This window comes from Thalassovita mediterranea (assembly GCA_019448215.1).
Taxonomy (GTDB): Bacteria; Pseudomonadota; Alphaproteobacteria; order Caulobacterales; family Hyphomonadaceae; genus Henriciella.
Genome location: CP080408.1, coordinates 1,841,449 through 1,865,979 on the forward strand (window position 1 = coordinate 1,841,449; position 24,531 = coordinate 1,865,979).

Here is a 24,531-nt window from a genome sequence, read left to right on the forward strand (position 1 = left end):
GACTTCGTCTTCGCGGCTGACACGTCACACTCCAGTCCCGCTGCTTCACACGAGCGTGAACTGTCCCGGCGGCAGGATCGGCGCCCGCCGCTCGCCGCAGTAAAAGGGCTGGAAAGACTGGTTAGGTAGCCTTGACCTACCCGAATGCAGCCTGTATCAGCCGCGGTTTCCGAATTCGGTCAACACTTGATTGAGGCTCGACGCCCATGAAACGTACATTCCAGCCTTCGCGTCTTAAGCGCGCCCGCCGTCACGGTTTCCGGTCCCGCATGGCCACCAAGAACGGTCGCAAGGTGCTTTCGCGCCGCCGCGCCAAGGGCCGCAAGCGTCTGTCAGCCTAAAGGCTGCCTGCGCCGCTCCGGCGTCTGGAGCGCTGCCATGACGACAGTCGAAGATACATTTGCTGAGGTCGAGCGGCTCACCGTTCGGCCTCAGTTTCTTTTTGTGCGCGGAGGGCTCAGTGAGCGCCGCAAGAGCCTCGTCATTCAGGCCCGCCAGCGGACTGGCGCGCGGGCCGAAAAAGCGACGATTGGCGAGGGCTTTACCGCCACCAAGAAGATCGGAAATGCCGTCGTGCGCAACCGTGCGAAACGCCGGCTTCGGTCCGCCGCGCGAGAGCTTCTGCCGCGCCATGGTGTCCCACATACCGACTATGTCTTCATTGCGCGCATGGATACGGCTGAAATTGGCTGGCAGCGCTTGCTTGACGATATGGAAAGCGCGCTGATAAGCCTCCGCGCAGCCTTGAATGCGGGGTCGGGCCCGGCCTGACCCCTTTTTGTTATCACGGAATACCGGCGGATTATAACGACATGAACCAGGGTATGGACCCGCAGGACCAGCGCAATTTCATCATCGCAATCGTGCTGATGCTGGTTTTCGTCTTTGGCTATCAGACTTTCGTCCTGCAACCGCAGGAAGAAGCGCGTCTGGAAGCGCAGGAGCAGGCAGAGGCAGAGCGCGAGGCGGCCGTCCCGCAGGCAGGTGACACGATCGAACAGGTCACCGCCGCCGAGTCGGTTGAAGAAGCCCTCAGCGCGAACTCACGTGTCACGCTGGACGCCGACCGCGTCGACGGCTCGATCCGCCTGCGCGGCGCGATCCTCGACGACCTGCAGCTCAAGGATCACTATACGACCGTTGAGCGCGTGAATGAGCTGCGCCTCCTGCGTCCAACGAATTTCGACCATGGCTATTTCGCCAGCTGGTACTGGTTCGACGGCAACCAGCCGGTCACCGGCCCAGCGACCGAATGGCAGGTTCAGGGCAACCCGACGCTGTCGACCGGCAATCCGGTCACGCTGACCTATGAAGGCAATGGCGTCTCTATCGAGCGCACGATCAGCGTCGATGAGAACTACATGTTCACCTATAGCGACCGCCTGACGAACACCGGTTCGGAAGCGCGCACGCTGGCACCGCTCGGCTCCATCCGCCGTCAGGGGCAGTGGAAGGAATTCCTCGAAGCAACTGACCCTGGCTCATCGAGCACGTCCGGCATGGCGCATATGGGCCTGATTGGCGTCTTCGATAACAATCTTACCTGGCGCAATTACAAGAATTTGGACCAGGGCAAGGGCCTGAAGGATTCCGACGATCTCGGTGTGCGCCGCGCGTCCGAAGGCGGCTGGCTGGGCTTTACCGACAAATACTGGATGACCACCCTGATCCCTGAGCAGCAATATGAGTTTGCTGGCCGTTATGAGCGCCTGTCGCGTGAGACCGGCCCTGTCATGCAGCTCACCGTGGCGAGCGCCGCCCGTGTCATTGAGCCGGGTGAGACGGTCACCTCAGAGAACCGTATCTTCTCAGGCGCCAAGGAACTCGCCGTCCTCGATACCTATCAGGAAGGCGGCGTGCCGCGTTTCGAGGACGCGATCGACTGGGGCAACATCCTTTACTACATCACCAAGCCGCTCTTCTCGCTGCTGCGCTGGCTCGAAGGCATGGTGGGGACGTTCGGTCTCGCAATTCTGGCGCTGACGGTTCTCGTCCGCCTGCCGCTCGTTCCGCTTTACAACCAGTCCTACAAGTCGATGGCGAAGATGAAAAAGCTCGCCGAGCCGATGAAAGAGATCCAGGAGCGCTTCAAGGAAGACCCGCAGCGCCGCCAGCAGGAAGTGATGAAGCTTTACCAGCGTGAGAAAGCCAATCCGATTGCAGGTTGTATCCCGATCCTCCTCACAATCCCGGTCTTCTTCGCGCTCTACAAGGTGCTGTTCGTCACCATCGAGATGCGCCACGCATCCTTCTGGTACATCAACGACCTTTCCGCGCCGGACCCGACTGCGATCGGCAACCTCTTCGGCCTGCTCCCATGGGCGGCTGCCGATGTGAAGGCGATCCCGATCATTGGTCTTGTCATCGGTATCGGCATCCTGCCGATCCTCTACGGTGTCACCATGTCGGGCATTCAGGCGCTTTCACCGCCGCCGACCGATCCGACGCAGAAGATGATCATGCGCTTCCTGCCGCTTATCTTCATGTTCGTGTTTGCAGGCTTTGCCGCCGGTCTGGTGCTCTACTGGGTCTGGTCGAACGTCCTGTCCCTCATCCAGCAATACTTCATCATGCGCCGGAATGGGGTTGAGACAGAGCTCGACAAGCTGATCGCCCGCTTGCTTGGGCGTAAAAAGGAAGATGCGTGAGCGACGCCCCTGAATTCAGCGAGGAAACGATAGAGGCTGCCCGCGTGCTTTGCTCGGGCCCATGCGAATTCGTGCTCGGCGCCGCCGCGCTGACCCAGCTGCCAGAGGCTGACCGGCCAGAGATTGCCTTTGCGGGCCGTTCCAATGTCGGCAAGTCCAGCCTGATCAACGCGCTTCTCTGGCGCAAGAACCTCGCCCGTGCCTCCTCAGAACCAGGTCGTACGCGGGAGCTGAACTACTTCAACCTTGGTGAAGGCCGTCTCTGGCTGGTTGACCTTCCAGGTTTTGGCTATGCGAAAGTTTCCCGCACGCAGGCACAGGAATGGCAGCGCCTGACGCTCCGCTATCTGCGGGGCCGGGTGAATCTTCGCCGGGTCTTCCTGCTCGTCGACTCCCGCCGGGGCCTGATGGATACTGACCATGAAGTCATGGACATGCTGGACTCAGCGGCCGTGACCTATCAGATCGTCCTGACCAAGGCAGACAAGGTCAAGAAGACCGAAGCCGATGCGGTCCGCGCCAAAGTGGCCGAAGCACTGAAGAAGCGCCCCGCCGCCCATCCGGTCATCCGGCTGACCTCCGCCGAAAAGGGCGGCGGCCTGCCGGAACTTCGCGCCGAGATCTACCAGCTTACTGCCTGACGACACCGCGATCGCGGTCGCGCCGGCTAATAGGCTCTAATCCGCGTCCACCGCGCAGTTCGCTATCTGGCTGGTTGTTATCGCTCTGGGCGCGCTGAGCCCTTTCGCGTTCCTGCAGCGCTTCACGACGCGAAACGCGGCGTTCCTGGCGTGCCTGCTGGGCAGCGGCCCGGGCATGCTGGCGGTTCGTGTTTATATCCGCGCCCTGCTGGCCGCGATTTCCACGTCCCCTGTTTCCCCGGTCTTCCTGGTTCCGGTTACCATAGCCGCGATGGGAGCCACGTTGATATTGGACGCCGGACTGGTCGCCGCGGTTTGCGCCGCGATTGCCCCGGTTGCCCCGGTTGTCGCGGTTGCGATCGCGGTTGCCGTCACGGCCGTCGCGGCGCTGGTCGCGATTATTGTAGCGGTCGCGGTTTCTGTCCCGATCCCGGTCCCGGCCTCGATTCCAGTCACCATCGCGGCCCCGGTCGCGGTCATAGCGTGGGCGGTCTGGACGCTGGTCGCGGACATTGTCCGGGCGCTGATCACGGAAGCGAGGCGGCACGCCGCGCCGTCCGTCCTGTCCCCGGTGGACGCGCTGGGACGGCCGGGCATCGCGGTGGCGGTAATTCCGATTATGGCGGTTCAGCCAGCCATCGCGGGTCGGGTAGTAGACATATTGCGAATAGACGATGGAGCTGCCGGTATAATAATAGCCATCGCCATAATAACCGGCGCCGTAATACCCGTCGTTCAGATACCCCGTGCCATAGCCGCTGTCATAATAGTCGTCGGAATAGTAGCCGTCGCCATAATGGCCATCATCATAGTAGCCATAAGCGTCATAGGTGGTGCAGGCCGTTGCGAGAAAGCCAGCGGAAACAAGGCCAAGCAGCAAGCCAGCGCGGCGGAAAGAACGGGACATGATGTCTCCAGTACGTGTCGGTTTCAGTCAGTCTGTGTTCAGACTAACAGCCCCCGCCTGACTGTGACATGAACGCAAATTCAGGCCCGGCGAGACACTTACTTCTCGCTGGCCTCGGCGGGTTCAGCGGCTTGTTCTTCCGACTTGCCCGTCTCTTCGGTCTGAGCGGCTGGCTGGATTCGGGCCTTCCCGCTGGCGGAGGCGTTTCCGTTATAGTTCGCGGTGTAGGCCGCATTGGCGACGCCTTCGCTCGACATGTAGGGAACCGCTTCTTTTCGTGGGCCGACGCAGGCCGTGAGCGCCATGCCGGCGAGGAGGAGGGCGAGTGTCTTCACGTGTCGGGATCTGGATGCCATACCTGTCAGCATTGAGGTTTTCCGCTTTCGTTTCAAGCCGTCCTTTCAGGGGCGGTGTCACAAGATTTTGGCTTGCAAGTCGGCCCGCCGCGCGGCATTTCTGACACCCGAGATGACCGTTTCCATCGCGCCCGCCAACCTCGACGCAGAGGATTTCAGAGGCCTCATCGGCGCTCACAAGGCGCTGATGCTCGAAACGACCCCGCCAGAAAGCTCCCATGCTCTCAGGATCGAGGCGATGCGCGCGCCGGACCTGACGGTCTGGGAAATGCGCGACGGCGACAAGCTGGTTGGCTGCGGCGCGCTGAAGAGTCTTTCTGACGGAAAATCAGGGGAAATCAAGGCGATGCATACGGTCGCCCAGTTCAGGCGGGGTGGGCTCGGCAAGTCGATGCTGCGCCATATCCTCTCGGCGGCCAATGAGCGGTACTATTCACGGGTCTACCTCGAGACCGGCAGCCAGCCTGCCTTCCAGCCCGCGCGCAGCCTTTATGAAAGCCACGGTTTTGTCTCCTGCGGCCCGTTCGGAGACTATCGGGAAGACCCGAACTCGGTCTTCATGGTGAAGGCGCTGGCCTGACCAGCGCGTGCGGCCGCGCTGCTTGTGGGCAGGGCGGTTGGTGCTTCAGTTTTTTATCCGTTCATCCCGGCGCAGGCCGGGATCTCGGCCAATCCGGGTCTGAGCTTGCTTGCCACTGCCGTGGCCTTCTTCGCTGAAATCAGTCCACCGGACTGATTTCCGGGCGCTTCGAAGAGATCCCGGATCAAGTCCGGGATGAGCGGACGAAGGGGAGGCGGCGCGCGGGCGGCCGGGTGCACCCCGGGTGGTGCATGGAGGGTGCAGCCACGGTGTATGGGCGGTGTTTCTGCGGTGTACGGGTCTGGCAGCGGCCAGGCGGGCGCAAGGTCCGGGTCGAGGCGTGTCCAGGGGGTGTAGTCGAAACTGCGCGGCAGGGCGCCGCGCGCGGCGCGCTCGGCGTCCGACTCTGGCCAGTGCGTGACGCGGATGACACCTGTCTTCAGAAGTTCCCATCCAAAGCCGCCGCGCCCTTCGGCGCGGGCAAGCTCTGCGGTGGCTTCCAGTCTGGCGAGATGATGCCAGAGGACCGGCCAGTACCAGACGGGTACGAGCGCATGCGCTTTCACAAGGGTTGGCCAGTCCAGCATTCGGGGGAGTGTATGGCTGGTTCCGGGGGATGGGGATGTTTTGGGTTTTTCCTCGGGGGTGTGGGCGCCCTCGTCCTTCGACCCGCATGGTGAGCCTGACGAACCACGCTCAGGATGAGGGCGTTGGAGGCGGTGGATTGGAAGAATTGAGAGGGGGCAGAGACTTTTCCAAGTTCGCCGGAGATACCTGCGCAGGCAGGTATTCATGGAGCCGCGTCCAAGCTGGTGCTTGGCTGATAGGAGGCACCATGGACCCCTGTCTTCACAGGGGTCTTCGGGTCGGTGAAGATGAGCTTCGGGGACCTATGATGTCATCGCCTCAAGGCCTGAGGGTACCCTGTTTCTCCCTTCTCCCGAATGCGGGAGAAGGGTCGGGGATGAGGGCTGCAGCGGTTCTACGTGGTGGGCCGTTCGCACCACTCTCTGACGTCGGCGCCCTCACCCTCAATCCCTCTCCCGTAATCGGGAGAGGGAAGGCGCGTGCCTTGAAGGTTGAGCTTGCCGGACGAGATCCCGGATCAGGTCCGGGATGAGCGGCGCCGGCCCGCCCCTGCCTAAGGCACCATATTCAGGTCAGGCCAGCCGCCGGGGGGCGGGGTTGCGCTGGCGACTTCTCGGTAGGGTTTCCATTTGCCGTCATGCTTTTTGAGCAGCATGAGATAGGTGTCGCGCAGCTCCAGCGGCTCTGTGCTGCCGTCGGGGGTGTAGGTGATGATCGAGGTGCCGAAATCATAGGCCCAGGTCTCATTGATCACGACGGTTTCGGTGGGCGTGATCTCGATGGTGGCGCCGGCCGGGAAGGGCGGCTGCTCAGCCTGTTCATACATTTTGAGATGCTCTGGCCCGCCGGGGACGACCATGATGACCTGCGGATGGAGGAGGGCGCCCAGCTCCGCCATCGCGCCGGTGGAGATGGCGTGCATGAAGCCGGTGCGCGCCTCATCAATGGCGGCGGCTTCGGCGGCCGGGTCAAACTCGGCGTGATTGTCGGCAACGGCAGCCGGTGCGGCGGTGATGGCCGCTGCGGTGAGTGCGGCGGCGATGCTGGTGGAAAGTTTCATGCGTGTCCCCCTTCTGGTTGGCAGGGAGGATGCGCGGGGTTTGCCGCGTTGGCAAGGCTGGTGGATTGAGGGAAGCTGGCAGCCGAATGAGAGTGTTCGCGAGTTTGCCGAAGATACCTGCGCAGGCAGGTATCCATGGAGCCTCGTCCAAGCTGGTGGTTAGCTGAAAGGAAACACCATGGACCCCTGTCTTCACAGGGGTCTTCGGAACGGTGGGGATGGGCTTGAGAGGGCGGTTTTCGGAGTTTGTCCTTCCCGCGAGTGGGCGCGTGTCCGATCTGATTTTCCGGGTCAAGGGTATAATCCTCCGGACGCGAAGCGCCCTTGACCCGGAAAAGCAGATCGAAAGAGGCTGGCTGTGGCCCAATGGCAGGGTCTGCCATTCGGCCTGAAGGTCCGGTTCTTCTCCCTTCTCCCGAATGCGGGAGTGGTTCGACTTCGCTCACCATGAGGGGGCTGGATGAGGGCTGCAACGTCTAAGGTTAGGTGGGGCGTTCGCGCCAACCACCAAGATCGGCGCCCTCACCCCCTACCCCCTCTCCCGCATCCGGGAGAGGGGAGGCGCCTGCCTTGATTTCAGTCTATTGCCTGAACACCAGCGGCTCAGTCGCAAAGCCCTTTTCGCGGGCCGCAGCCAGCATGCGGTCGATCACGGCCTGGTCTGGCGCCTCCTCGCGGGCGAGGATCCAGAGGTATTTGCCGTCGGGGGAGCCGACGAGGGCGGCGGAATAGTCGGCCTCCAGCGCGAGGATCCAGTAGTCGCCCCAGGCAAACGGCACCCAGTCAGGGGCGAACTTGACCTCGAGTTTGGAATTGTTCGAGCCTTCGACCACGCGGGCCGTGCCCTCGGCGCGCTTTGTCTCTCCGGTTTCGCTGTTCGTGCACTCATTCACGACGCTGACCGTGCCGTCCTCGTTCAGGCCATAGGTCGCCGTGGTCTCGATACAGTTCTTCTCGAAGCTGTTGGGATAGCGGGCAATCTCATACCAGGTGCCGGCATAACGGGTGAGGTCTACCTCATCGACAGTGGCAGGCTCTCCGCTGGCATCGCGGTAATCAGGCTGGCTGAGCGCACAGGCCGCCGCCAGCGGGATCAGCGCGAGAAGGGGGAGGGCGAAATAGAGTTTGCGCATGGGGCTCTCGGAGACTTGTGGATTGGGTGTCGAGAGCGGGTAACGCGTGAGGGCGGACTTGGTTGGGTGGATCAAACCGCGTTTTACGTTAAACCAAAGGATAAAATATCTAAGGCGTGATTGCATGAGTATTTCTGATCAAAATAAACGGTTGTCGCTACTCTCAAGGGTGCCGCATGAGGCCAGACTCGACCATAGGTTAATTTCTGGCGAAATGGAGAAGCGCCATGCTGGCATGAGTAGAAGCGAGCGTAGGAAGTTGGAAAAAGACGCGCGGCGTCTGACGCAGGCATATAAACAAATAATAGAGCGCAATTTTAAGTCCGGCGCTGGATATCCTGTTGATGCCCTCCTCAGGCATTTTGTGAATGAGTATACGAATAGATATGCTTCGTCCGGGCTTTATACGCAGCCTGTAAGTTTTAATTACATAGAACCGTTCTGCAAAATAGACTTTATAGAACGAAGCATTGCGCCTTTTGCTTCTCCCCTAAAAGAGCTCAATCATCTTTTCAGCTTCGCGGACTTTTTTGATTTCATTACCTCCTCGGACGTGAAAATAGCGAATTTCGAGGAATTGGGTAAGCTGCAGGAGGATATAGTTTTCCATTTCACAGCGAATGGCAGTGTCTTGGACTTTAGTGTCAGAAACGATGAGGGACGAGAGTTTCTTTTTGCGGGATTTTCCTTCGTCAGGCGTGGCAACTCTCTACATTGGTATATGTTGGGTGGAGAGGTCCTTAGCGACGAAGAGTGGAAGGAGCGATGTGGAGAAGGCGCTCCGGAAATGGACTTAGAGAATACGCCGCCGTGGAAAATCGGTTTGGTCAACGAAATCGCGAATGAGCGGAAGACTGCGGGCGATCCACTCCCGCTGGAAGGGACAACCACCGCTATGAGAACAATCATCGCGGGTGAGATTGATCTCATAAGTCAGAAAATTTTGGGCCGGTGTCACATGATAGAAACCGAGCACACCTTCATGATGCGTTCTGACGATCCAATAATATTCGATTATATTAAAGATGAAGAAGCGCGGCAGGCGTTTATAGAAGAAAACATGCAGGCGATTAATTCGGCCAAAGCGATGTGGGATCTGTCAAAAGCGCTATTCGCGCTTCCACAGTATTTCAAACACAGGTTGAAAGTTCAGGAAAGAATATTGGTCGAGAGAGGGCAAAAAAAGCAATCCTTCACATCGAAAGGGGGCAAAGGCCTCAAACACCAATTTAAGACTGTCACTGCTGTAGAGTTTGTCTCGGATGACGGCATCGTATCAAGCAAGATCGACGTGCCGCATTTCATGGTTGAGACGGAGGGTCATTGGCGAAGATTAAAGGCCTCAAGTATTGGAACGGGCCCAAATGGTGAGAGCGTAACCGGTCGAACTTGGGTGAAAGCTCGCAATACTTGGCGAGATGAAGTTGACCAAGAGAATGTCGTTTATGTGAAATCCCTAATTTCGTCCGCTCAAAAAGATATTCAGGAACTTGTTGAAGCTCCTGAAGGGGACTTCGACCCCGCTGCCAGCGGAGTAGTTTACGTGATGCGGAATCCGGCCATGGAGGAAGGCATTTACAAAGTTGGTTGGACTTCTGGGACGGCAATAAATCGCGCGAGAGAACTTTCGGCGGCTACTGGTGTGGCAATACCTTTTTATGTGGTGAAAAGCTGGGTTCATGACAACCCTGAGGGGCTTGAGACTGCGGTACATGCCGCACTTCTGGCTTATCGGGTGAATAACCGACGAGAATACTTCAAAGCGCCTCTCGAGACGATTGTTGCTATTGTGAACGCAGAAATCGCTAGGGGAGAATAAGTGGATTGCTGCACGAGCAATATGAGGCCAGCAATGAAGAAGCCCGACCTTCCCCCACCTCCCAAAACCCGCTAAACGCGGCGCCATGAGCGATACCCCCCATACCCCTGCGCAATTCACCGCTGAAACCCTGTCTGAGGCGCTGCCCTATATCCAGCGCTATGACCGCCAGACCGTGGTCATCAAATATGGCGGGCATGCCATGGTGGATGAGGCCTTGTCAGAGGCGTTTGCGCGCGATGTCGTGCTGCTGAAGCATCTGGGTGTGAACCCGGTCATCGTGCATGGCGGGGGGCCGCAGATTGCGAGCCTTCTGGACCGGCTGTCCATCAAGTCAGAGTTTCGTGACGGGCTGCGGGTGACCGATGATGCGACGATGGAAGTGGTCGAGATGGTCCTGTCGGGCCCGATCAACAAATCCATCGTGCGGGCGATCAACAAGGCGGGCGGCAAGGCGGTGGGCCTCTCTGGCTCTGACGCTGACATGATGCGGGTCCGCCGCGCGACGCGCACGACACGCGACCCTGACAGCCATGTCGAGCAGGTGATCGACCTTGGCTATGTCGGTGAGCCGGAAGCGGTCGATGTGGCGGTGCTGAAACTGCTCACCAATTACGACCATGACTTCATCCCGGTGATCGCGCCTGTGGGCGTCGATGCGAACGGCAAGCGCTATAACGTCAATGCCGACACGGCGGCGGGGGCGATTGCCTCTGCGCTGAAGGCGACGCGCCTTCTGCTGCTGACCGATGTGGCCGGCGTGCTGGACGGCAAGAAGGAACTGATCCGCGAGCTTAAGGCCGATGATGTGCCAGCGCTGGTGCGCGACGGGGTCGCGTCCGGCGGTATGATACCCAAGCTTGAAACGGCCGCGTCCGCCGTGAAGAATGGCGTCGGCGGGGCGGTCATTCTGGACGGACGTGCGAAACATGCGCTTCTCATGGAGCTTTTCACAGAACACGGGGCCGGGACGATTGTCCTTTAGGCGGTTTGTAAGCGGGCTTTTCGCGGGCGCGGCGCTGGCCGTGGCTCTGCCCGGTGCGGCGGCGGCGCAAGGCGATAGCGGCCTTCCGGCGAGCCCGGGCGGCTGGCAGCTGTGCAATCAGACAAGCTATGTGGTTGAGGCGGCGACCGGCCGGTTCGAGGGCCAGGGCGTGACGGTCGAGGGGTGGACGCGGCTGCGGCCCGGCTCCTGCGAGGTTGCGCTGGAAGGGCCGCTGGAGCCGGGCGTGCATTACCTGTTCGGGCGGTCTTCGTCTGCGCACCGGGGTGGCCGCAAGGTCTGGGGCGGGGACAATGCCTATTGCGTCGATACGACGGGCAGCTTCTCTGTCGAGAGCCCGTCGCAATGCGCGTCCATGGGGCTGTCATCGCGCAAGTTCAGGCCGGTCCTGATCGAGGAGGCGGACGCCTGGACGACGAGCTTCAAGGAGCTTGAGGACTATGACCTCGAAACGGCGGCGGCGGCCGGTGTGCAGCGCCTGCTGAACGAGGCGGACGTCTATGAGGGGCGGATTGACGGCTATATCGGGCGCAATACGCGCGGCGCGATCCGCACTTTCCTGAATGAGAATGAGCTGAGCGCCGAGACGAGCGATGCCGAACTGGTCGATGTGCTGGAGCAGATTGCACGCGAGAAGGGGCGGGAGGTTGGCCTCACCCTCTGTAATCGCACGCATGAGCGGATCTGGGCGGCGATTGCGCGGCGAAAGGGCGAAGGCTGGGAGAGCCGCGGCTGGTGGCAGCTGGAATCTGGTGGTTGCGCGCGGGCGATCGATGATGCGCTGCTGAACGCGCCGCATTTCGTGTTCGCGGAGATGGAGACTGAGGACGGCACGCGGCGCCTTAAAGGGGCGAGCGACCTCTTCTGCGTGTCGCGTGGGCGGTTTGCGATTGCCGGGCGTGAGGATTGCGAGGCGTCGGCCTATCGCACCGTGTCCTTCAAGGGCACGGCGCCTGCGGCGGACGGGAAGCTCACCTATGAGTTCTTTGAGCGCGACTTTGACGAGGCGGCGGGCTGATGGCGTTGGCAGATGAGTTTGAGGCGCTGGCGGGGCGCGACACTTGGGTGTTCGACCTCGACAATACGCTCTATCCGGCCGAGTGCGACCTCTTCGCCGAGATCGACCAGCGGATGACGGATTTCGTCGCGCGCTTCCTGCGCATGGAGCGGAACGAGGCGCGGGCGCTGCAGAAGCGGTATTATGCCGAGCATGGCACGACCCTGCGCGGCATGATGACGATGCATGGCATGTCGCCTGAGGACTTCCTTGCGCATGTGCATGAGATCGACCTCTCGCCGCTGCCGCACCTGCCGGACCTCTGTGAGGTGATCGCGGCGCTGCCGGGGCGCAAGCTCGTCTATACCAATGGCTCGCGCCGCCACGCAGAGCGCGTGACCGAGTATATGAAGCTGGGGGCAAGTTTCGATGGCCTGTTCGGCATCGAGGACAGCGATTATGCGCCGAAGCCGACGCAGTCTGCCTATGACGCCTTCTGCCGCCATCATGATGTCGACCCGGCGCGGGCGGTCTTCTTTGAGGACCTTGAGCGCAACCTGAAGCCCGCCCATGCGATGGGCTTTGCGACTGTGCTAGTCCACTCAAAGAAGGACTGGAGCCATGAGCCGGTCGAGGCGCGGCCTGCGGGGGCGGATGACGCCGACCACCCGCATGTCGACTATCTGACCGACGACCTCACGGGCTTCCTGCAGGGCGTCCTGCAGGTGGTGCGCCCCGGAGCTGTCCGGGGCCTCTGAGGACCTTGTTCAGGTGACTTTCTTGAACACCGTCAGGCCGAGGATAAGCAGGACGGCGAAGATCACCAGGGCGGCGATAAAGAGGAACATCGCAATATCGACGGCGACGCCGGCAATGCCTGTGAGGCCGAGCAGGCCTGCGATCAGGGCGATGATGAGGAAGACGAAGGCGAGCTTGATCATGGGGTACGCTTTCACGGTCGGTTTGAGTTTGTCTTCCTGAGAAAACCCGCTTGGTGCCTTTCAGGTTCCGGCAGACATTCGGGCACCCGGCCCATTCCTGTTCTCCAATCACACCGCTTTCCCTTGCGTGCACGATTGCCATAACGCGTTCCAAAAGCGACCATGGCAGCAAAAGACAAGGGAGAGACAGGCCATGAAACTGGATATTGCGACAACTGCATTGCTGGCCCAGTTCGCACAGGCGGACGGCCCGCCCATGTATGAGCTGAGCCCGGATGAAGCCCGGATGATCGGCGAGGGCATGGCGAGCGCCTATCCCGACGGCCCGGAAATGGCCGAAACGCGCGACATCGAGATCCCGGCAAGCGACGGCGCGAAGATCCGCGCGCGCATCCATCGCCCGGTCGACAAGCCGAAGGGCGTGATGGTCTTCTATCATGGCGGCGGCTGGGTCCTGTCGAACATTGACCAGTATGACTGTGTCGGGCGCCAGCTGGCCGAGCGCACGGCGTGCACCGTGCTGCTGGTCGACTATCGCAAGGCGCCAGAGCATCGCTATCCGACGGCAGCGAATGATGCCTGGGACGCGCTGAACTGGGCAGCGGCGAACCTGAAAACGCTGGGCGGCGCTGACCTGCCCATCATGGTGGGCGGCGACAGTGCGGGCGGCAATCTCGCAGCGATCGTCTGCCAGAAGGCGAAGGCCGCTGGCGCGCCGAAGATCGCGCTTCAGATGCTGGTCTACCCGGTGACCGACTGCGACATGACGCGGCCGTCTTACGCGAACATGGACAACCAGCTGCTGCTCAATACGCCGATGATGAAGTACTTCTGGGACCATTATGCGCCGAATGAGCCCGACCGGAAGAATGTCGATGCGTCGCCTCTGCACGCCAAGGATCTGTCCGGCCTGCCGCCAGCGGTTGTGGTGACGGCGGAGTACGACATCCTGCGCGAAGAGAGCGAGGCCTATGCCGACGCGCTGCGCAAGGCGGGCGTGCCGGTCACCTTCAAACAGTTCGACCGGCAGATGCATAATTTCTTCGCCATGCCGGGCCTTCTGCCTGCACAGGCAAAGGCTATCGACTATGTCGGCGACCAGATCGATCAGCACCTTGGCCGCTATTCGCAGGCCGATGCGGTGGTCGTGGGCGCAGGCTTTGCGGGCATGTACCAGCTCAAGCGCCTGCGAGAGATGGGGCTGAAGACACGCGTCATCGAGGCGGGCGACGATGTCGGCGGGACCTGGTACTGGAACCGCTATCCGGGCGCACGCTGCGACATTGAAAGCCTTGGCTATTCCTATGGCTTTGACCCGGAGCTGGAGCAGGACTGGAGCTGGAGCGAGCGCTATGCGACGCAGCCGGAAATCCTGTCCTATGCAGAACATGTGGCCAAACGCTATGACCTGAAGAAGGACATCACCTTCGAGATGCGCGTGACGCGTGCGATCTATGATGAGGATACCTCGCGCTGGACGATCTATACCGATACGGGCGAGGCGATCTCTGCCAAGTATTTCATCATGGCGACGGGCTGTCTGTCTGTGCCGAAGGAGCCCGATATCGAAGGCGCAGACAGCTTTGAAGGCCCGACCTATGTCACCGGTCGCTGGCCGCATGAGGGCGTCGATTTTACCGGCAAGAAAGTCGCCGTCATCGGCACGGGCTCTTCAGCCATTCAGGCCATTCCGCATATCGCAGAGCAGGCAAGCCAGCTGACCGTCTATCAGCGCACGCCGGCCTATTCTCTGCCTGCGGGCAACCGGCCGCTGACCAATCAGGAAGTCTCTGACATGAAAGGCCGCTACCGCGACTTTCGTGAGGAGCAGAAGTATAATTTCGCAGGTATTCCAAAGCCGGAGCGGGCGCTGGAGCCTGCGGCCATGGTGCCAGCTGAGGAGCGCCAGCGGCGCCTTGAAGAAGGCTGGACGCAGGGCCTGACGGGCCTGACGACCAAGTTCGCCGACGCGCTGGCGGACGAGGAGTCCAATGCGATCATCGCTGACTTCATTCGCGAGCGGATCAAGGCGCGCGTGAAGGACCCTGAAATTGCCGAGACGCTGACGCCGTATTCGTATCCGTTCGGCACGAAGCGGCCATGTCTCGACACCAATTTCTATGAGACCTTCAACCGCGATAATGTGACCCTGGTCGACCTTCGCAAGACGCCGATGGAGAAGGTCACGCCGAGAGGCATCAAGACGAGCGCGGGCGAGGAAGACTTCGACGTGATCGTCTTTGCGACCGGGTTCGATGCGATGACCGGTGCGCTGCTCAAGGTGGATATTCGCGGCAAGGGCGGCACGGCGCTGCGCGACAAGTGGGCGAACGGGCCGCATACCTATCTCGGCATCGCGATTGCCGGTTTCCCGAACCTGTTCACGATTACCGGGCCGTCCAGCCCGTCAGTCCTCTCCAACATGATGGTCTCCATCGAGCAGCATGTGGACTGGGTGAGCGACTGTATCGGCTGGATGCGTGAGCGCGGTCTGGAAACGATTGAGCCGACAGAGGCCGCCGAAGAAGAGTGGGCCGAGCACAATGAGGCGATGGCAAACCAGACCCTCTTTCCGCAGGCCAATAGCTGGTACATTGGTGCCAATGTGCCGGGCAAGCCGCGCACCTTCATGGCCTATGTCGCAGGCGTCGATGTCTACCGCATCATCTGCGACCAGATCGCCGCCAGCGGCTATCACGGCTTCGAAACGGCAAAGGCGAAACAGCGTCTGGAAGCGGTTTCGGCCTAGGCTTCGCTGATGGATCTTCCCGGCCCTATCCGCGAGCTTGCTCACCGACTTGGTGCTAGCGAAGCGGCGGGGACGGGCCATGTCCGCTTCTCGCAGTCCGGGCGCATGCGTCAGGATGCGACCTCGCGCTGGATGTCGTTCCGGGCGGCGCAGACAATTTCCCTGAGCGAATGTGCGTTCGACTGGCGGGCGCGTACGGGACCGTTCGGTCTTGTTCACGTGCGCGACTGTCTGAGAGATGGTGAAGGGCAGATTGGCGTCAGCGTGCTGGGGCTTGTCCCGATGGTCCGTGTCAGTTCATCGCCGGACGCAACACGTGGAGAGCTGCTGCGGTATCTTGCCGAACTGCCGTGGGCGCCCGGTGCCATGCTGCAGAACCCTCATCTCGAATGGGAAGCAAGCGGTGATGCAATCATCGTGCGTGCCAAGTTGGGCGAGGTGGCTGGCGAGATCCGGTTCTCGCTGGATGATGAGGGGTATATCGCCGAGGCCTATGCGGTGGATCGCCCGCGCGCGGTAAAGGGCGGGTTCGAGACGGCACCATGGCGGGGCCCGTTCGGAGACTATCGAAAGATCAGGGGTATGGTCATCCCGCATGCCGCCGAGGTCGCATGGCTGGAGAATGGTGGCGAGGTTACCGTCTGGGAGGGTCGGCTTCAGAGCTGGGAGGCCTGCTAGCAGGCCTCGTCCGTGGCGCGGGCGAGGTCTCTGCACAGCTCATCGGCGGTTTCCCTGTCGCCATACTGGCTGAGCAAGGCCGCGAGGCCTCTTACGGCGTCTGGGTTGAGCGGATCGAGGGCGAGTACGCGGCGATACCAGAGCTCGGCGTCCTGCGGCTGGCTGCTGGCGACTTTCGCCTCGGCGATCGCGAGCCCGACGTCGCTATGCCAGGGGCGGATGGCGACGGGGTCGCTCTGATAGCTGCGGTCCATCGCCGTCCAGGCCTGTTCCAGATAGGGCGTCGAGCGGGCAGGCTGCCCCATCAAGCCGGCAAGTTCTGACAGGTTGATCATCGTCCCCCAGTCATCAGGATTGATAACGAGGGCGCGTTCATAGGCGCGCTCGGCCGCCTCGAAATCCTGCCTTGCAGCCAAGGCGAGGCCAAGCGCGCGCCAGGCGCGGGCATGGGACGGATCAATTTCGGTAGCCTGCTGCGCAAGGGCGATGGCGCGGTCGAGGCGGGCAATCGCCTCATCTGATCGGAGCCAGCCGCTTTCGAGGGCCTCTGTCAGCGTCGTGCGGTCGGCTTCGCCCTCAGTTTTGCCCTGATAGCGGATGACGCGCTGTGTCAGCGCGTTGGAGAGCCCGGCAAGGGCGGCGGCATTGTCTGGCGTCTCATCAAGGACGGACTGGTAGAGTTGCAGCGCCGCTTCATTATCGGTCCGGGTGAACTGACTGTAGAAGCCGTCGGCGCGGGCGATACGCTCATCGTTGGCTGCGGGCGCCGTGTCGTCGGTGGGCGTTGACGTGTTTGAGCCGAAGAACACCAGCCCGGCGATGAGGACGAGAAGGCAGGCGGCGAGACCGACCCAGTGGACACGGCCGAAGCGATTAGCGGCTGGCTCGTTAGCTGTCTGGGCGGGTGCGGGCGGATGCGAAACCTCAGCGATGAGCCGGTAGCCGCGCTTTGGCACAGTCGCGATGTAGCGCGTATTCCTCGCATCATCGCCGAGCGCCTTGCGGAGTTTGAAGATGCTGCGGGTCAGGGCATCGTCATTGACGTGGACGTCGCCCCAAAGCGCGTCTGCAATCTCGGTTTTGGAGAAGACCTCGCCCGGCTTGCTGGCCAGCAGCATGAGAAGGTCCATGACGCGCGGTTCGACCTCCACCTCGCCATCTGGCCCGATGAGACGGTTCGTTGCAGGAACTGCCTGCCAATCGCCAATGATGACACGCGGTCCGGACATAGGGCCTTATAGGCGTGAGATGGCTGGAATAAAAAGGTCAGAACTTCAGGACGGTGTGGTCATGGTCATTTCGACGGTTGGGCGGCTGGTGTGCGGCCATCATGATCAAGGCACGTAAAGGACACACCATGCCAGGCTTTTTCAGAACGACAATCACGCTCGCCGTCTCCGGTCTTATCGGACTGGCCGGATGTGTGGAGGCCGACACACCCGACAGCGGAACAAAGATCAGCGCCGCTGAAGCGGTTGAAGACCTAGACCGCCTTTATGAGGGGCTGCAGTCGGCCGATGCTGGCCTCTTCGCCGAGACGCCGAAGCGGGTTTTCGACCAAGCCTATAGCGAATTGCGGTCGTCTTATGATGGACCTGTTTCGCCCGGGGAGCTTTATGAGGATCTGCAGCGCTTCGCGGCTCTTGCCCGGCACGGCCATACGCGGATCGATATGCGGCACCCGGATTGGCAGGCCTTCAGGGAGGCTAATGGCAAGGTCTTTCCGCTGACATTCCAGATCGAGAATGGCGAGGTTCGCATTGCGACGGCGCCAGAGGGGAGCGGTGTGCGGCGCGGCGATACGGTTCGCGCTTTTGAAGGCGAATCCAATCCGATCTGGCTGGCGCGCCTGACGCGAAACATCTCTGCCGAGACGCCGTCACTTGCCTATGCGCAGCTGAGCGGGGCCGAGCCTTACTATGTCTGGATGGAATATGGCGCGCGCGATGCGTTCGATGTCGAGATCGAGCGGGCTGGCGAGGCACGCAAGGTTCGCGTCGATGCGGTTGCATTCGATACGTGGCTGAATGAGGGCGCAGAGGAGGCGCAGGGCTTCTCTCTGGCGGGGCGTGAGGCGCGCATGATCAGCGATACGGTCGGATATCTGAGGCCCGGCCCTTTCTTCAACATCAATGCGGAGACACCGGAAGAGGCTTATGACCCGGACGCGCTGCAGACTTATCTCGAGTTTGTCGACGCGGCGTTCGAGGATTTCATCGAGGCGGGTGTGAGCGACCTTATCCTCGATCTGAGGGACAATCCGGGCGGGGACAGTTCGTTTTCTGACCCGGTGGTGGCGTGGTTCGCCGACGAGCCTTTCCGCTTTGCGTCCGATTTTCGGGTGAAGGTCAGCCCCGAGACGACCGCCTCCAATCAGGCGCGGATCGACGCGCTTGGCGCAGACGCGTCTGGCATGTCAGTTACGTTCGCAGAGCTGTTTGCGGCGGCCGAGCCGGGCGAGTTCGTCTCGGTCGACATCCCCTATGCGGAGCCACGCAGCGGCGAGCGGTTTGAAGGCGAGGTTCATGTCCTCGTCAACCGCCTCAGCTTCTCCAATGCGGTCTCTACGGCGGCGCTGATCCAGGATTATGGCTTCGGCACAATCTACGGCGAGCCGACGCGTGACATGGCGACGACCTATGGCGCGATGGAGCATTTCACTTTGCCGAATTCAGGTTTCCGGGTTGGCTATCCCAAGGCGCACATTATTCGCCCGAATGGCGAGGAGCGCTCTCACCCCGTGACGCCGGATGTGTTGCTGCCGGTGCCCGCGAGCCGTGGGGCAGAGGACGGGGTGCTTGAAGAACTGGTTGCCAGAATTTCGGCTGACTAGGCCGGCGGGTCGGCCGTTTCGCGGGTCAGTTCCGCGAGTTCATCGAGAAGGGACGCCCATGCGGCGTCCCTTTTTTCATTCCAGTCCTGGCCCAGCGTATCGCGGCAGACATCGCGGATCGCTGCGAAGATCAGATCGAGATCGGCGGCGGTGAGGCCATAGCCGTCATGCTGGAGGCGGGCGGCTTCCAGGTGAAAGCGCGGCGCATCGCTGCCTGCGGCCTGCCCGAGAATGCAGTCGAAGCAGGTTTCGAGCATGTAGGCGCGTACGCCGCCGTCCCGGTCCAGCTCGAACATGGGTTCGAAATCCGGGCGAAGCTTGAAGAGCCGGGCATAGACGAGCGGCTGCGGGTCACCGACGGTATCGGCGAGGCGCTGGAGCGTGTCTTCGATGAGGGCGGCCCTGTCTTCCATCGGGCGATGATAGGCAGGGCGCGCGGCATTTGCGAGCCTGTTCGCGGTCATGCGCGATGATGCTAGTCTGTCTGCAGGATGCGGAGGAGGCGCTGAGAATGGCGGAACGCAAACCGGTGATGTTGGTCCTTGGGGCCGGTGCGGGTATTGGCGGGCATGTGGCGCAGCGCTTTGCGGCAGGCGGCTATCATGCCGTGCTGTGCCGCCGCTCTGATGAGGAGGGGCTGGACCGGCTTGTATCGGGGATACGCGCTAGCGGCGGTGAGGCGACCGGCATGCTGCTCAATGCGGTCGAGGAGGGCGCGATCGAGGACCTCGTGTTCCGGGTCGAGCGCGATGTGGGGCCAGTGGAGGTCGCCCTGTTCAATCTGGGGGCTCAGATCGGAAACCGGGCGCTTGGTGATACGCCGCTGAAGACGTTTGAGCTTGGCTGGCGCATGGCGACGTTTGGGCTTTTCCGGCTGGCGCAGGCGCTTCTGCCGCTGATGGAGGCGCGCGGCTCAGGCACGTTGCTGGTGACGTCTGCGACGGCGGCGGTGCGCGGTAATGCGGGCCAGCACTCGCATGCCGCCGCGATGGGCGGGCGGCGCATGCTGTGCCAGACGCTGAACGCCGAGTTCGCGCCGAAGGGCATCCATGTTGCGCATATCCTGATCGATGGGCCGGTAGAGGCGCCGGATACGCTGGGCAAGCTGCTTGGACCGGAGCGGTTTGCTGAGCTGAAAGCGGCCAAGAGCGAAGGCAAGGATGAGCTGATTTTGCCGGGCGAGCTCGCCGAAACCTACTGGCATATCGCGCACCAGCACCGCTCAGCCTGGAGCCATGAGATCGATATCAGGCCGTTCAAGGACCAACCCTGGTGGAACAGCTAGGCGGCTGTCTTCAGCATTGCAGGACAGCTTTCGCGGCGGGGCGGGCGCGGTAGCGTGTGTCCCAGTTACGCAGGCGAGGGCGCTCGCCGAGGATGTCGACGCCGATGAAGCGGACAAATTGCAGGTGCGAAGCGAGGGTCAGGTCTGCGGTTGAGACACTGTCGCCCGCCAGAAGCTCACGGCCATCGCCGAGCGTCTCTTCAACGAAGTCGAGCGGGGCCTGTATCTGCTTTTCGATGGCGGCGGCCTGTACCGGATCAGGCGGCATGCCGAGCGGGGACTTCCTATAATGGACATAGATCGCGAGCGGATTGGCGATCTTGAGCTCAACGATGCGTTCGAGGTCGCGGGCCCTGGCGCGGGCTTCGGGCTCAGATGGCGCGAGGGCGCCGTCTGGATACCTGCTTTCAAGATAATCGATGATGGCGAGCGACTCGCGCAGATATGATCCGTCGTCCAGTTCGAGGACCGGCAGCGTGCCAAACGGGTTGCGAGCGAGGTGTTCAGGTTCACGCTGGCGGCCCTTCAGCGTGTTCACGATCTTCTGCTCGACGGGCAGCGCGTTACCCGCCTCCGCGCGCTCTGCAAGATAGAGCATGACCTTGGTGGGGTTGGGCGCAACGGGGACGGTGTAGAGTTTCATGCGCTGAGCATTCACCTGACAATGCGGTTTTGGCAAGCTGACGCAAAGTCAGAGCTGGACGCGCGCGGCGCTTGCAGGATGTATGTCCAGCAAGAAGAGGAGGCCCGCCTTGGCTGTAGAAGACATGTTCGCCCCACTGACGCTGACCCGTGGTCCGGCCTGGAAGAACCGGCTGGCGCTCGCGCCGCTCACCAACCAGCAGAGCCATGCCGATGGCGTCCTGTCCGACGAAGAGTTTCACTGGCTGACGATGCGCGCCGATGGCGGCTTTGCCATGGTGATGACAGCGGCCGCGCATGTGCAGGCCGCCGGCCAAGGCTTTCCGGGCCAGCTTGGCTGCTGGGATGACAAGCACATCGAAGGGCTGACACGGCTCGCCGATGCGATCCGGGCGAAGGGGGCTGTGTCCTCGCTGCAGCTCCACCATGCAGGCATCCGGGCGGACAAGTCGGCCGTGCCGCAGCCTGTCGGCCCGTCGGACCACGCCGAGACGGGATCGCGCGCGCTGTCACGCGCCGAGGTGGACGGCGTCCGAAATGATTTTATTGCAGCGGCCAGACGCGCTGAGGCGGCCGGCTTTGACGGCGTCGAGATCCACGGCGCGCATGGCTATATCCTCGCCCAGTTCATGTCCGAGGCGACCAACCAGCGAACCGACGATCATGGTGGCAGCGTCGAGAACCGCACGCGCCTGACTCGCGAGATCGTGGATGGTATCCGCGCGGCATGCGGGCCGGACTTTCAGGTTGGTATCCGCCTGTCGCCGGAGCGGTTTGGTCTCAGCCTGCCGGAGAATGTCGATTTCGTGCGTGAGCTGATGGCGGGCGGGAAGCTCGACTATGTCGATATCTCCTTCTGGGACTACAAGAAGCTGCCGGATGATGAGGCGCTGCGCAGCAAGAGCCTTCTGGAGCATTTCGTGGACTTGCCGCGTCATGGCACGCGGCTGGGCGGGGCGGGCAAGATCCGCAATGGGTCGGATATTCGCTGCGTGCTGGAGGCAGGCCTCGACTTTGCGATGATCGGGCGGGCGGCCATCCTGCACCATGATTTGCCGAAGCGGGTGAAGGCAGACGCAAACTACAGGGCGCCGCAGACGCCTGTATCGGTGGCGCATATGGAAGCTGAAGGGGTCAGCCCCGTCTTCGTGACCTATCTGCGAGACACGTTCCGGATGGTGGAGCCGCTGGAGCCTGCGGAGAGCTGACGCCGCTGACCCTACTGACAGCGCGACACTGGAAGGTCTTGCCCATCCGGCTCAATCGCGCTTGAAGACGCGGGCTATAAGAACAGGACGGAGACCGCCATGACTGCAGCCCTCGAAACCGCGATTGAACAGGCTTGGGAAGACCGCGCCGGTGTCTCGACCGACACGAAGGGCGAGGTTCGCGATGCTGTCGAAGAAGCACTTGCCATGCTCGACAGCGGCAAGGCGCGCGTCGCCGAGAAGGGCGCAGATGGCGACTGGACCGTGCATCAATGGCTGAAGAAGGCCGTGCTCCTGTCATTCCGCCTGAATGCTAACGGCCCGATCAAGGGCGGCCCTGACGGCTCGACCTGGTGGGACAAGGTGCCAAGCAAGTTCGATGGCTGGACGAGCGATGACTTCGCGGCGTCGGGCCTTCGCGCCGTGCCGAACGCTGTGGCGCGCCGTGGCTCCTACATTGCGTCCGGCGTCGTGCTGATGCCCTCATTCGTGAACATCGGCGCCTATGTCGATGAAGGCACCATGGTCGACACGTGGGCGACGGTCGGCTCCTGCGCGCAGATCGGCAAGAATGTACACCTTTCGGGCGGCGCTGGTATTGGCGGCGTGCTAGAGCCGCTGCAGGCCAACCCGACTATCATCGAAGACAATTGCTTCATCGGCGCGCGCGCCGAGGTGGCCGAAGGTGTCATCGTGCGCGAAGGCTCTGTGCTCGCCATGGGCACCTTCCTCAGCCAGTCGACCAAGATCGTCCACCGCACGACCGGCGAAGTCGTGATGGGTGAAGTGCCGCCTTATTCGGTCATCGTGCCAGGCTCGATGCCTGCTGCCGATGGCAAGGGTCCGGGCCTTTATTGCGCGGTCATCATCAAGACGGTGGATGAGCGCACGCGCAGCAAGGTTGGGATCAACGAGCTGCTGCGGCCGTAGCTTCGCGACTGCGAGCGCCATGACCGAGACGATTGAGAAGCCGAAGGCGCAGGCACTCGTTGGCGAGACCTCACCGGAGCCTGGTGGGCGTTGGGAACTTCAGCTGACCATTCGCACCAAGATGATCGGCGTTGGCGCGATCAAGGCGGTCGCTGATTTCGTCCGGATCGGGGCGCAGTTTGCAGGCCAGACGCAGATTGCCATCGGCGCGAAAGGCCGGGAGCTTCCGGGTCGGCTTGGTGACATCGAAGGCGAGATGACAGCAAGCGATGTTGCGCTCGACCTGCAGGTCCAAGAAGGTTTTCTCAAGGCCTACCGGTTTCACTGCACGGGGCAGGCCGTTGATGACGGCGCCCGGTATGAAGGCAGCTGGCATGCGCCCTGCGTGCACCCGGGAGACTGCAATTGCGACGGTACGACGGACGAATTCGTCATGGTCCGGCTGGACGAAACTGGCGATGGAGCGTCGCGCTAGTTGATCGAGACCTGCAGTGCCATCAGGCCGAAATAGGTCACGAGGATGCCGAGGCCTTCGAAGCCGACGCCGCGGCGTTCTCTCAGGATGAGGCCCATCAGCAGGATCGTAGTGATCACCGTCGCGCCGATCAGCATCAGCCCATCAGCCTGCGTCATGGCGTGATAGATTGAGCCGTCGCGGTAGGCGATGTCCGATAGCGACAGGAACAGGACGTCGAACGTATTGCCGCCGATAATGCCGCCAACAGCGAGCTGCAGCGCGCCCCGGCGGACAGCGGCGAGTGTGGTGACAAGCTCTGGCAGGGAGGTCGCGACAGCCGTCATCAGCGCGCCGACAATGGTCTGCGATATGCCGAGATTGGACGAAATGACCGCGCCTGACTGGGCAATGGCAAAGCCGCAGCCGGCGAGAACGAGGCTGAGGCCAATGAAGATGGCGATCATCACGGGCAGGCTGTGGATCTGCGCTTCTTCCTCATCCGGTTCATCGTCGCGCGTCTCATCGGTCTCTCGCGGTTGCCACATGGGCTTGTTGCGCAGCTGGACCGCCGCGCGCGTGCCGAAGAAGTAGACCGCAAAGAGAAGAAGCGAGACCGGATGGACGCCGAACAGGGTGTATTCTGGGGCGTAATTGGCCGCGAGGGGCAAGCTCATCAACAGGACCAGCATGGCGGCCATGAGCATGTTGTTGGCGTCTGCGGCGGCGTGCTCGAGATTGACGCGCTTGTAGATAAGATCAGCGATGACGAGGAAGGCCGTCTGGGCTGCAATGCCGCCAACTGCGTTGGAAACGGCGAGCGAGGCGAGCCCGGCAGAGGCTGCCGTCAGAGATGTCACGATGCCCGAGAGGGAGGTACTTGCCCCGAGAAGGACGCCGCCAAAGACCGCTTCGCCAAGGCCCGTGCGGTCTGCCAGCCGGTCTGCGGTCGAAATAATGCGGATACCGGCGAGCGTGACGACCACCGTCGCCGCCAGAAAAACGATAATGGCGATCTGTGTAGAAATGGGGGAGAGACCTTTTGTCGGCGAGTAGGAACTGCCTTCTGGCAATGCGCT

The 24,531-nt window shown here is 61.8% G+C and carries 26 protein-coding genes; 16 read left to right on the forward strand and 10 right to left on the reverse strand.

The annotated features are described in order from the left end of the window. Nucleotides 1–206 precede the first annotated feature (206 nt). The 4 genes from rpmH (at nucleotide 207) to yihA (ending at nucleotide 3,289) form a co-directional block, all read left to right on the forward strand. A complete protein-coding gene (gene rpmH, locus KUV46_09175; GenBank protein QYI99527.1) occupies nucleotides 207–341 on the forward strand; it encodes a 50S ribosomal protein L34 in 135 nt (44 codons plus the stop codon). Nucleotides 342–378: 37 nt separating this feature from the next. After that, nucleotides 379–771, forward strand: coding sequence for a ribonuclease P protein component (gene rnpA / locus KUV46_09180; GenBank protein QYI99528.1), 393 nt, complete (start codon nucleotides 379–381; stop codon nucleotides 769–771). 41 nt (nucleotides 772–812) lie between these two features. After that, nucleotides 813–2,648: a membrane protein insertase YidC gene (yidC, locus tag KUV46_09185; protein ID QYI99529.1), complete on the forward strand. Its 1,836-nt coding sequence runs from the start codon at nucleotides 813–815 to the stop codon at nucleotides 2,646–2,648. Between the two features lie 71 nt (nucleotides 2,649–2,719). After that, complete coding sequence (gene yihA / locus KUV46_09190; GenBank protein QYJ02381.1) at nucleotides 2,720–3,289, forward strand: ribosome biogenesis GTP-binding protein YihA/YsxC; 570 nt, start codon at nucleotides 2,720–2,722, stop codon at nucleotides 3,287–3,289. Here the strand turns inward: yihA and KUV46_09195 are convergent. After that, the gene (locus tag KUV46_09195) at nucleotides 3,279–4,196 is read right to left on the reverse strand and encodes a hypothetical protein (GenBank protein ID QYI99530.1); all 918 of its coding nucleotides are present in this window, start codon (nucleotides 4,194–4,196) and stop codon (nucleotides 3,279–3,281) included. The genes yihA and KUV46_09195 overlap by 11 nt on opposite strands. A gap of 98 nt (nucleotides 4,197–4,294) precedes the next feature. Beyond that, nucleotides 4,295–4,531 carry a hypothetical protein gene (locus KUV46_09200; GenBank protein QYI99531.1) on the reverse strand — a complete coding sequence of 79 codons (237 nt, stop codon included), beginning with the start codon at nucleotides 4,529–4,531 and terminating at the stop codon, nucleotides 4,295–4,297. Nucleotides 4,532–4,664: 133 nt separating this feature from the next. On the opposite strand from KUV46_09200, the gene KUV46_09205 reads away from it, so the two are divergent. Beyond that, entirely contained in the window at nucleotides 4,665–5,132 is a 468-nt protein-coding gene (locus KUV46_09205) for a GNAT family N-acetyltransferase (GenBank protein QYI99532.1), read from the forward strand. A 53-nt stretch (nucleotides 5,133–5,185) separates the two neighbouring features. Here KUV46_09205 and KUV46_09210 read toward each other — a convergent pair whose 3' ends face one another. The 3 genes from KUV46_09210 to KUV46_09220 form a co-directional block, all read right to left on the reverse strand. Continuing rightward, nucleotides 5,186–5,719: a hypothetical protein gene (locus KUV46_09210; GenBank protein ID QYI99533.1), complete on the reverse strand. Its 534-nt coding sequence runs from the start codon at nucleotides 5,717–5,719 to the stop codon at nucleotides 5,186–5,188. 554 nt (nucleotides 5,720–6,273) lie between these two features. Next, the gene (locus KUV46_09215) at nucleotides 6,274–6,780 is read right to left on the reverse strand and encodes a nuclear transport factor 2 family protein (GenBank protein ID QYI99534.1); all 507 of its coding nucleotides are present in this window, start codon (nucleotides 6,778–6,780) and stop codon (nucleotides 6,274–6,276) included. Between the two features lie 581 nt (nucleotides 6,781–7,361). Next, nucleotides 7,362–7,913 carry a lipocalin family protein gene (locus KUV46_09220; GenBank protein QYI99535.1) on the reverse strand — a complete coding sequence of 184 codons (552 nt, stop codon included), beginning with the start codon at nucleotides 7,911–7,913 and terminating at the stop codon, nucleotides 7,362–7,364. A 124-nt stretch (nucleotides 7,914–8,037) separates the two neighbouring features. On the opposite strand from KUV46_09220, the gene KUV46_09225 reads away from it, so the two are divergent. The 4 genes from KUV46_09225 (at nucleotide 8,038) to KUV46_09240 (ending at nucleotide 12,490) form a co-directional block, all read left to right on the forward strand. Further along, nucleotides 8,038–9,732 (forward strand): GIY-YIG nuclease family protein, encoded by a 1,695-nt coding sequence (locus KUV46_09225; protein ID QYI99536.1) that lies wholly within the window; start codon nucleotides 8,038–8,040, stop codon nucleotides 9,730–9,732. Nucleotides 9,733–9,817: 85 nt separating this feature from the next. Beyond that, on the forward strand, nucleotides 9,818–10,717 hold the full coding sequence (gene argB / locus KUV46_09230) for an acetylglutamate kinase (protein QYI99537.1): 900 nt from the start codon (nucleotides 9,818–9,820) through the stop codon (nucleotides 10,715–10,717). Between the two features lie 40 nt (nucleotides 10,718–10,757). Then, complete coding sequence (locus tag KUV46_09235; GenBank protein QYI99538.1) at nucleotides 10,758–11,753, forward strand: DUF1036 domain-containing protein; 996 nt, start codon at nucleotides 10,758–10,760, stop codon at nucleotides 11,751–11,753. Further along, entirely contained in the window at nucleotides 11,753–12,490 is a 738-nt protein-coding gene (locus tag KUV46_09240; GenBank protein ID QYI99539.1) for a pyrimidine 5'-nucleotidase, read from the forward strand. The genes KUV46_09235 and KUV46_09240 overlap by 1 nt, the downstream gene beginning before the upstream one ends. A gap of 9 nt (nucleotides 12,491–12,499) precedes the next feature. Here KUV46_09240 and KUV46_09245 read toward each other — a convergent pair whose 3' ends face one another. After that, the gene (locus tag KUV46_09245) at nucleotides 12,500–12,673 is read right to left on the reverse strand and encodes a DUF1328 domain-containing protein (protein QYI99540.1); all 174 of its coding nucleotides are present in this window, start codon (nucleotides 12,671–12,673) and stop codon (nucleotides 12,500–12,502) included. A gap of 193 nt (nucleotides 12,674–12,866) precedes the next feature. Between KUV46_09245 and KUV46_09250 the strand changes: the two genes are divergently transcribed. Together KUV46_09250 and KUV46_09255 are read left to right on the forward strand one after the other, a co-directional pair. Beyond that, on the forward strand, nucleotides 12,867–15,422 hold the full coding sequence (locus KUV46_09250) for an alpha/beta hydrolase fold domain-containing protein (protein ID QYI99541.1): 2,556 nt from the start codon (nucleotides 12,867–12,869) through the stop codon (nucleotides 15,420–15,422). A gap of 9 nt (nucleotides 15,423–15,431) precedes the next feature. Then, on the forward strand, nucleotides 15,432–16,100 hold the full coding sequence (locus KUV46_09255) for a hypothetical protein (GenBank protein ID QYI99542.1): 669 nt from the start codon (nucleotides 15,432–15,434) through the stop codon (nucleotides 16,098–16,100). Here the strand turns inward: KUV46_09255 and KUV46_09260 are convergent. After that, the gene (locus KUV46_09260; GenBank protein QYI99543.1) at nucleotides 16,097–17,329 is read right to left on the reverse strand and encodes a winged helix-turn-helix domain-containing protein; all 1,233 of its coding nucleotides are present in this window, start codon (nucleotides 17,327–17,329) and stop codon (nucleotides 16,097–16,099) included. The genes KUV46_09255 and KUV46_09260 overlap by 4 nt on opposite strands. Nucleotides 17,330–17,430: 101 nt before the next feature. On the opposite strand from KUV46_09260, the gene KUV46_09265 reads away from it, so the two are divergent. Then, on the forward strand, nucleotides 17,431–18,933 hold the full coding sequence (locus KUV46_09265; GenBank protein QYI99544.1) for a hypothetical protein: 1,503 nt from the start codon (nucleotides 17,431–17,433) through the stop codon (nucleotides 18,931–18,933). Here the strand turns inward: KUV46_09265 and KUV46_09270 are convergent. Then, nucleotides 18,930–19,397, reverse strand: a complete 468-nt coding sequence (locus tag KUV46_09270; protein QYI99545.1) for a globin — start codon at nucleotides 19,395–19,397, stop codon at nucleotides 18,930–18,932. The genes KUV46_09265 and KUV46_09270 overlap by 4 nt on opposite strands. A 47-nt stretch (nucleotides 19,398–19,444) precedes the next feature. On the opposite strand from KUV46_09270, the gene KUV46_09275 reads away from it, so the two are divergent. Further along, on the forward strand, nucleotides 19,445–20,218 hold the full coding sequence (locus KUV46_09275; protein QYI99546.1) for an SDR family NAD(P)-dependent oxidoreductase: 774 nt from the start codon (nucleotides 19,445–19,447) through the stop codon (nucleotides 20,216–20,218). A 10-nt stretch (nucleotides 20,219–20,228) separates the two neighbouring features. Here KUV46_09275 and KUV46_09280 read toward each other — a convergent pair whose 3' ends face one another. Then, complete coding sequence (locus KUV46_09280) at nucleotides 20,229–20,861, reverse strand: glutathione S-transferase family protein (protein QYI99547.1); 633 nt, start codon at nucleotides 20,859–20,861, stop codon at nucleotides 20,229–20,231. Nucleotides 20,862–20,970: 109 nt separating this feature from the next. Between KUV46_09280 and KUV46_09285 the strand changes: the two genes are divergently transcribed. The 3 genes from KUV46_09285 (at nucleotide 20,971) to KUV46_09295 (ending at nucleotide 23,473) form a co-directional block, all read left to right on the forward strand. After that, the gene (locus KUV46_09285; protein QYI99548.1) at nucleotides 20,971–22,068 is read left to right on the forward strand and encodes an NADH:flavin oxidoreductase; all 1,098 of its coding nucleotides are present in this window, start codon (nucleotides 20,971–20,973) and stop codon (nucleotides 22,066–22,068) included. A 99-nt stretch (nucleotides 22,069–22,167) separates the two neighbouring features. Beyond that, nucleotides 22,168–22,998, forward strand: coding sequence for a 2,3,4,5-tetrahydropyridine-2,6-dicarboxylate N-succinyltransferase (gene dapD / locus KUV46_09290; GenBank protein ID QYI99549.1), 831 nt, complete (start codon nucleotides 22,168–22,170; stop codon nucleotides 22,996–22,998). 19 nt (nucleotides 22,999–23,017) lie between these two features. Then, on the forward strand, nucleotides 23,018–23,473 hold the full coding sequence (locus KUV46_09295; GenBank protein ID QYI99550.1) for a hypothetical protein: 456 nt from the start codon (nucleotides 23,018–23,020) through the stop codon (nucleotides 23,471–23,473). Here the strand turns inward: KUV46_09295 and KUV46_09300 are convergent. Then, nucleotides 23,470–24,480 (reverse strand): sodium:calcium antiporter, encoded by a 1,011-nt coding sequence (locus KUV46_09300; protein ID QYJ02382.1) that lies wholly within the window; start codon nucleotides 24,478–24,480, stop codon nucleotides 23,470–23,472. The two genes, KUV46_09295 and KUV46_09300, sit on opposite strands and share 4 nt — an antisense overlap. Nucleotides 24,481–24,531 lie beyond the last annotated feature (51 nt).

Excerpts from the sequence above, each read along its gene's own strand:
- KUV46_09295 (QYI99550.1), top strand. The coding sequence starts at position 23,018 with ATGACCGAGACGATTGAGAAGCCGAAGGCGCAGGCACTCGTTGGCGAG.
- yidC (QYI99529.1), top strand. The coding sequence starts at position 813 with ATGAACCAGGGTATGGACCCGCAGGACCAGCGCAATTTCATCATCGCA.
- KUV46_09245 (QYI99540.1), bottom strand. The coding sequence starts at position 12,673 with ATGATCAAGCTCGCCTTCGTCTTCCTCATCATCGCCCTGATCGCAGGC.
- argB (QYI99537.1), top strand. The coding sequence starts at position 9,818 with ATGAGCGATACCCCCCATACCCCTGCGCAATTCACCGCTGAAACCCTG.
- rpmH (QYI99527.1), top strand. The coding sequence starts at position 207 with ATGAAACGTACATTCCAGCCTTCGCGTCTTAAGCGCGCCCGCCGTCAC.
- KUV46_09275 (QYI99546.1), top strand. The coding sequence starts at position 19,445 with ATGGCGGAACGCAAACCGGTGATGTTGGTCCTTGGGGCCGGTGCGGGT.
- KUV46_09240 (QYI99539.1), top strand. The coding sequence starts at position 11,753 with ATGGCGTTGGCAGATGAGTTTGAGGCGCTGGCGGGGCGCGACACTTGG.
- KUV46_09205 (QYI99532.1), top strand. The coding sequence starts at position 4,665 with ATGACCGTTTCCATCGCGCCCGCCAACCTCGACGCAGAGGATTTCAGA.
- KUV46_09210 (QYI99533.1), bottom strand. The coding sequence starts at position 5,719 with ATGCTGGACTGGCCAACCCTTGTGAAAGCGCATGCGCTCGTACCCGTC.
- dapD (QYI99549.1), top strand. The coding sequence starts at position 22,168 with ATGACTGCAGCCCTCGAAACCGCGATTGAACAGGCTTGGGAAGACCGC.
- KUV46_09280 (QYI99547.1), bottom strand. The coding sequence starts at position 20,861 with ATGAAACTCTACACCGTCCCCGTTGCGCCCAACCCCACCAAGGTCATG.
- KUV46_09260 (QYI99543.1), bottom strand. The coding sequence starts at position 17,329 with ATGTCCGGACCGCGTGTCATCATTGGCGATTGGCAGGCAGTTCCTGCA.
- rnpA (QYI99528.1), top strand. The coding sequence starts at position 379 with ATGACGACAGTCGAAGATACATTTGCTGAGGTCGAGCGGCTCACCGTT.
- KUV46_09195 (QYI99530.1), bottom strand. The coding sequence starts at position 4,196 with ATGTCCCGTTCTTTCCGCCGCGCTGGCTTGCTGCTTGGCCTTGTTTCC.
- KUV46_09215 (QYI99534.1), bottom strand. The coding sequence starts at position 6,780 with ATGAAACTTTCCACCAGCATCGCCGCCGCACTCACCGCAGCGGCCATC.
- KUV46_09265 (QYI99544.1), top strand. The coding sequence starts at position 17,431 with ATGATCAAGGCACGTAAAGGACACACCATGCCAGGCTTTTTCAGAACG.
- KUV46_09270 (QYI99545.1), bottom strand. The coding sequence starts at position 19,397 with ATGACCGCGAACAGGCTCGCAAATGCCGCGCGCCCTGCCTATCATCGC.
- KUV46_09250 (QYI99541.1), top strand. The coding sequence starts at position 12,867 with ATGAAACTGGATATTGCGACAACTGCATTGCTGGCCCAGTTCGCACAG.
- KUV46_09225 (QYI99536.1), top strand. The coding sequence starts at position 8,038 with ATGAGTATTTCTGATCAAAATAAACGGTTGTCGCTACTCTCAAGGGTG.
- KUV46_09220 (QYI99535.1), bottom strand. The coding sequence starts at position 7,913 with ATGCGCAAACTCTATTTCGCCCTCCCCCTTCTCGCGCTGATCCCGCTG.
- KUV46_09255 (QYI99542.1), top strand. The coding sequence starts at position 15,432 with ATGGATCTTCCCGGCCCTATCCGCGAGCTTGCTCACCGACTTGGTGCT.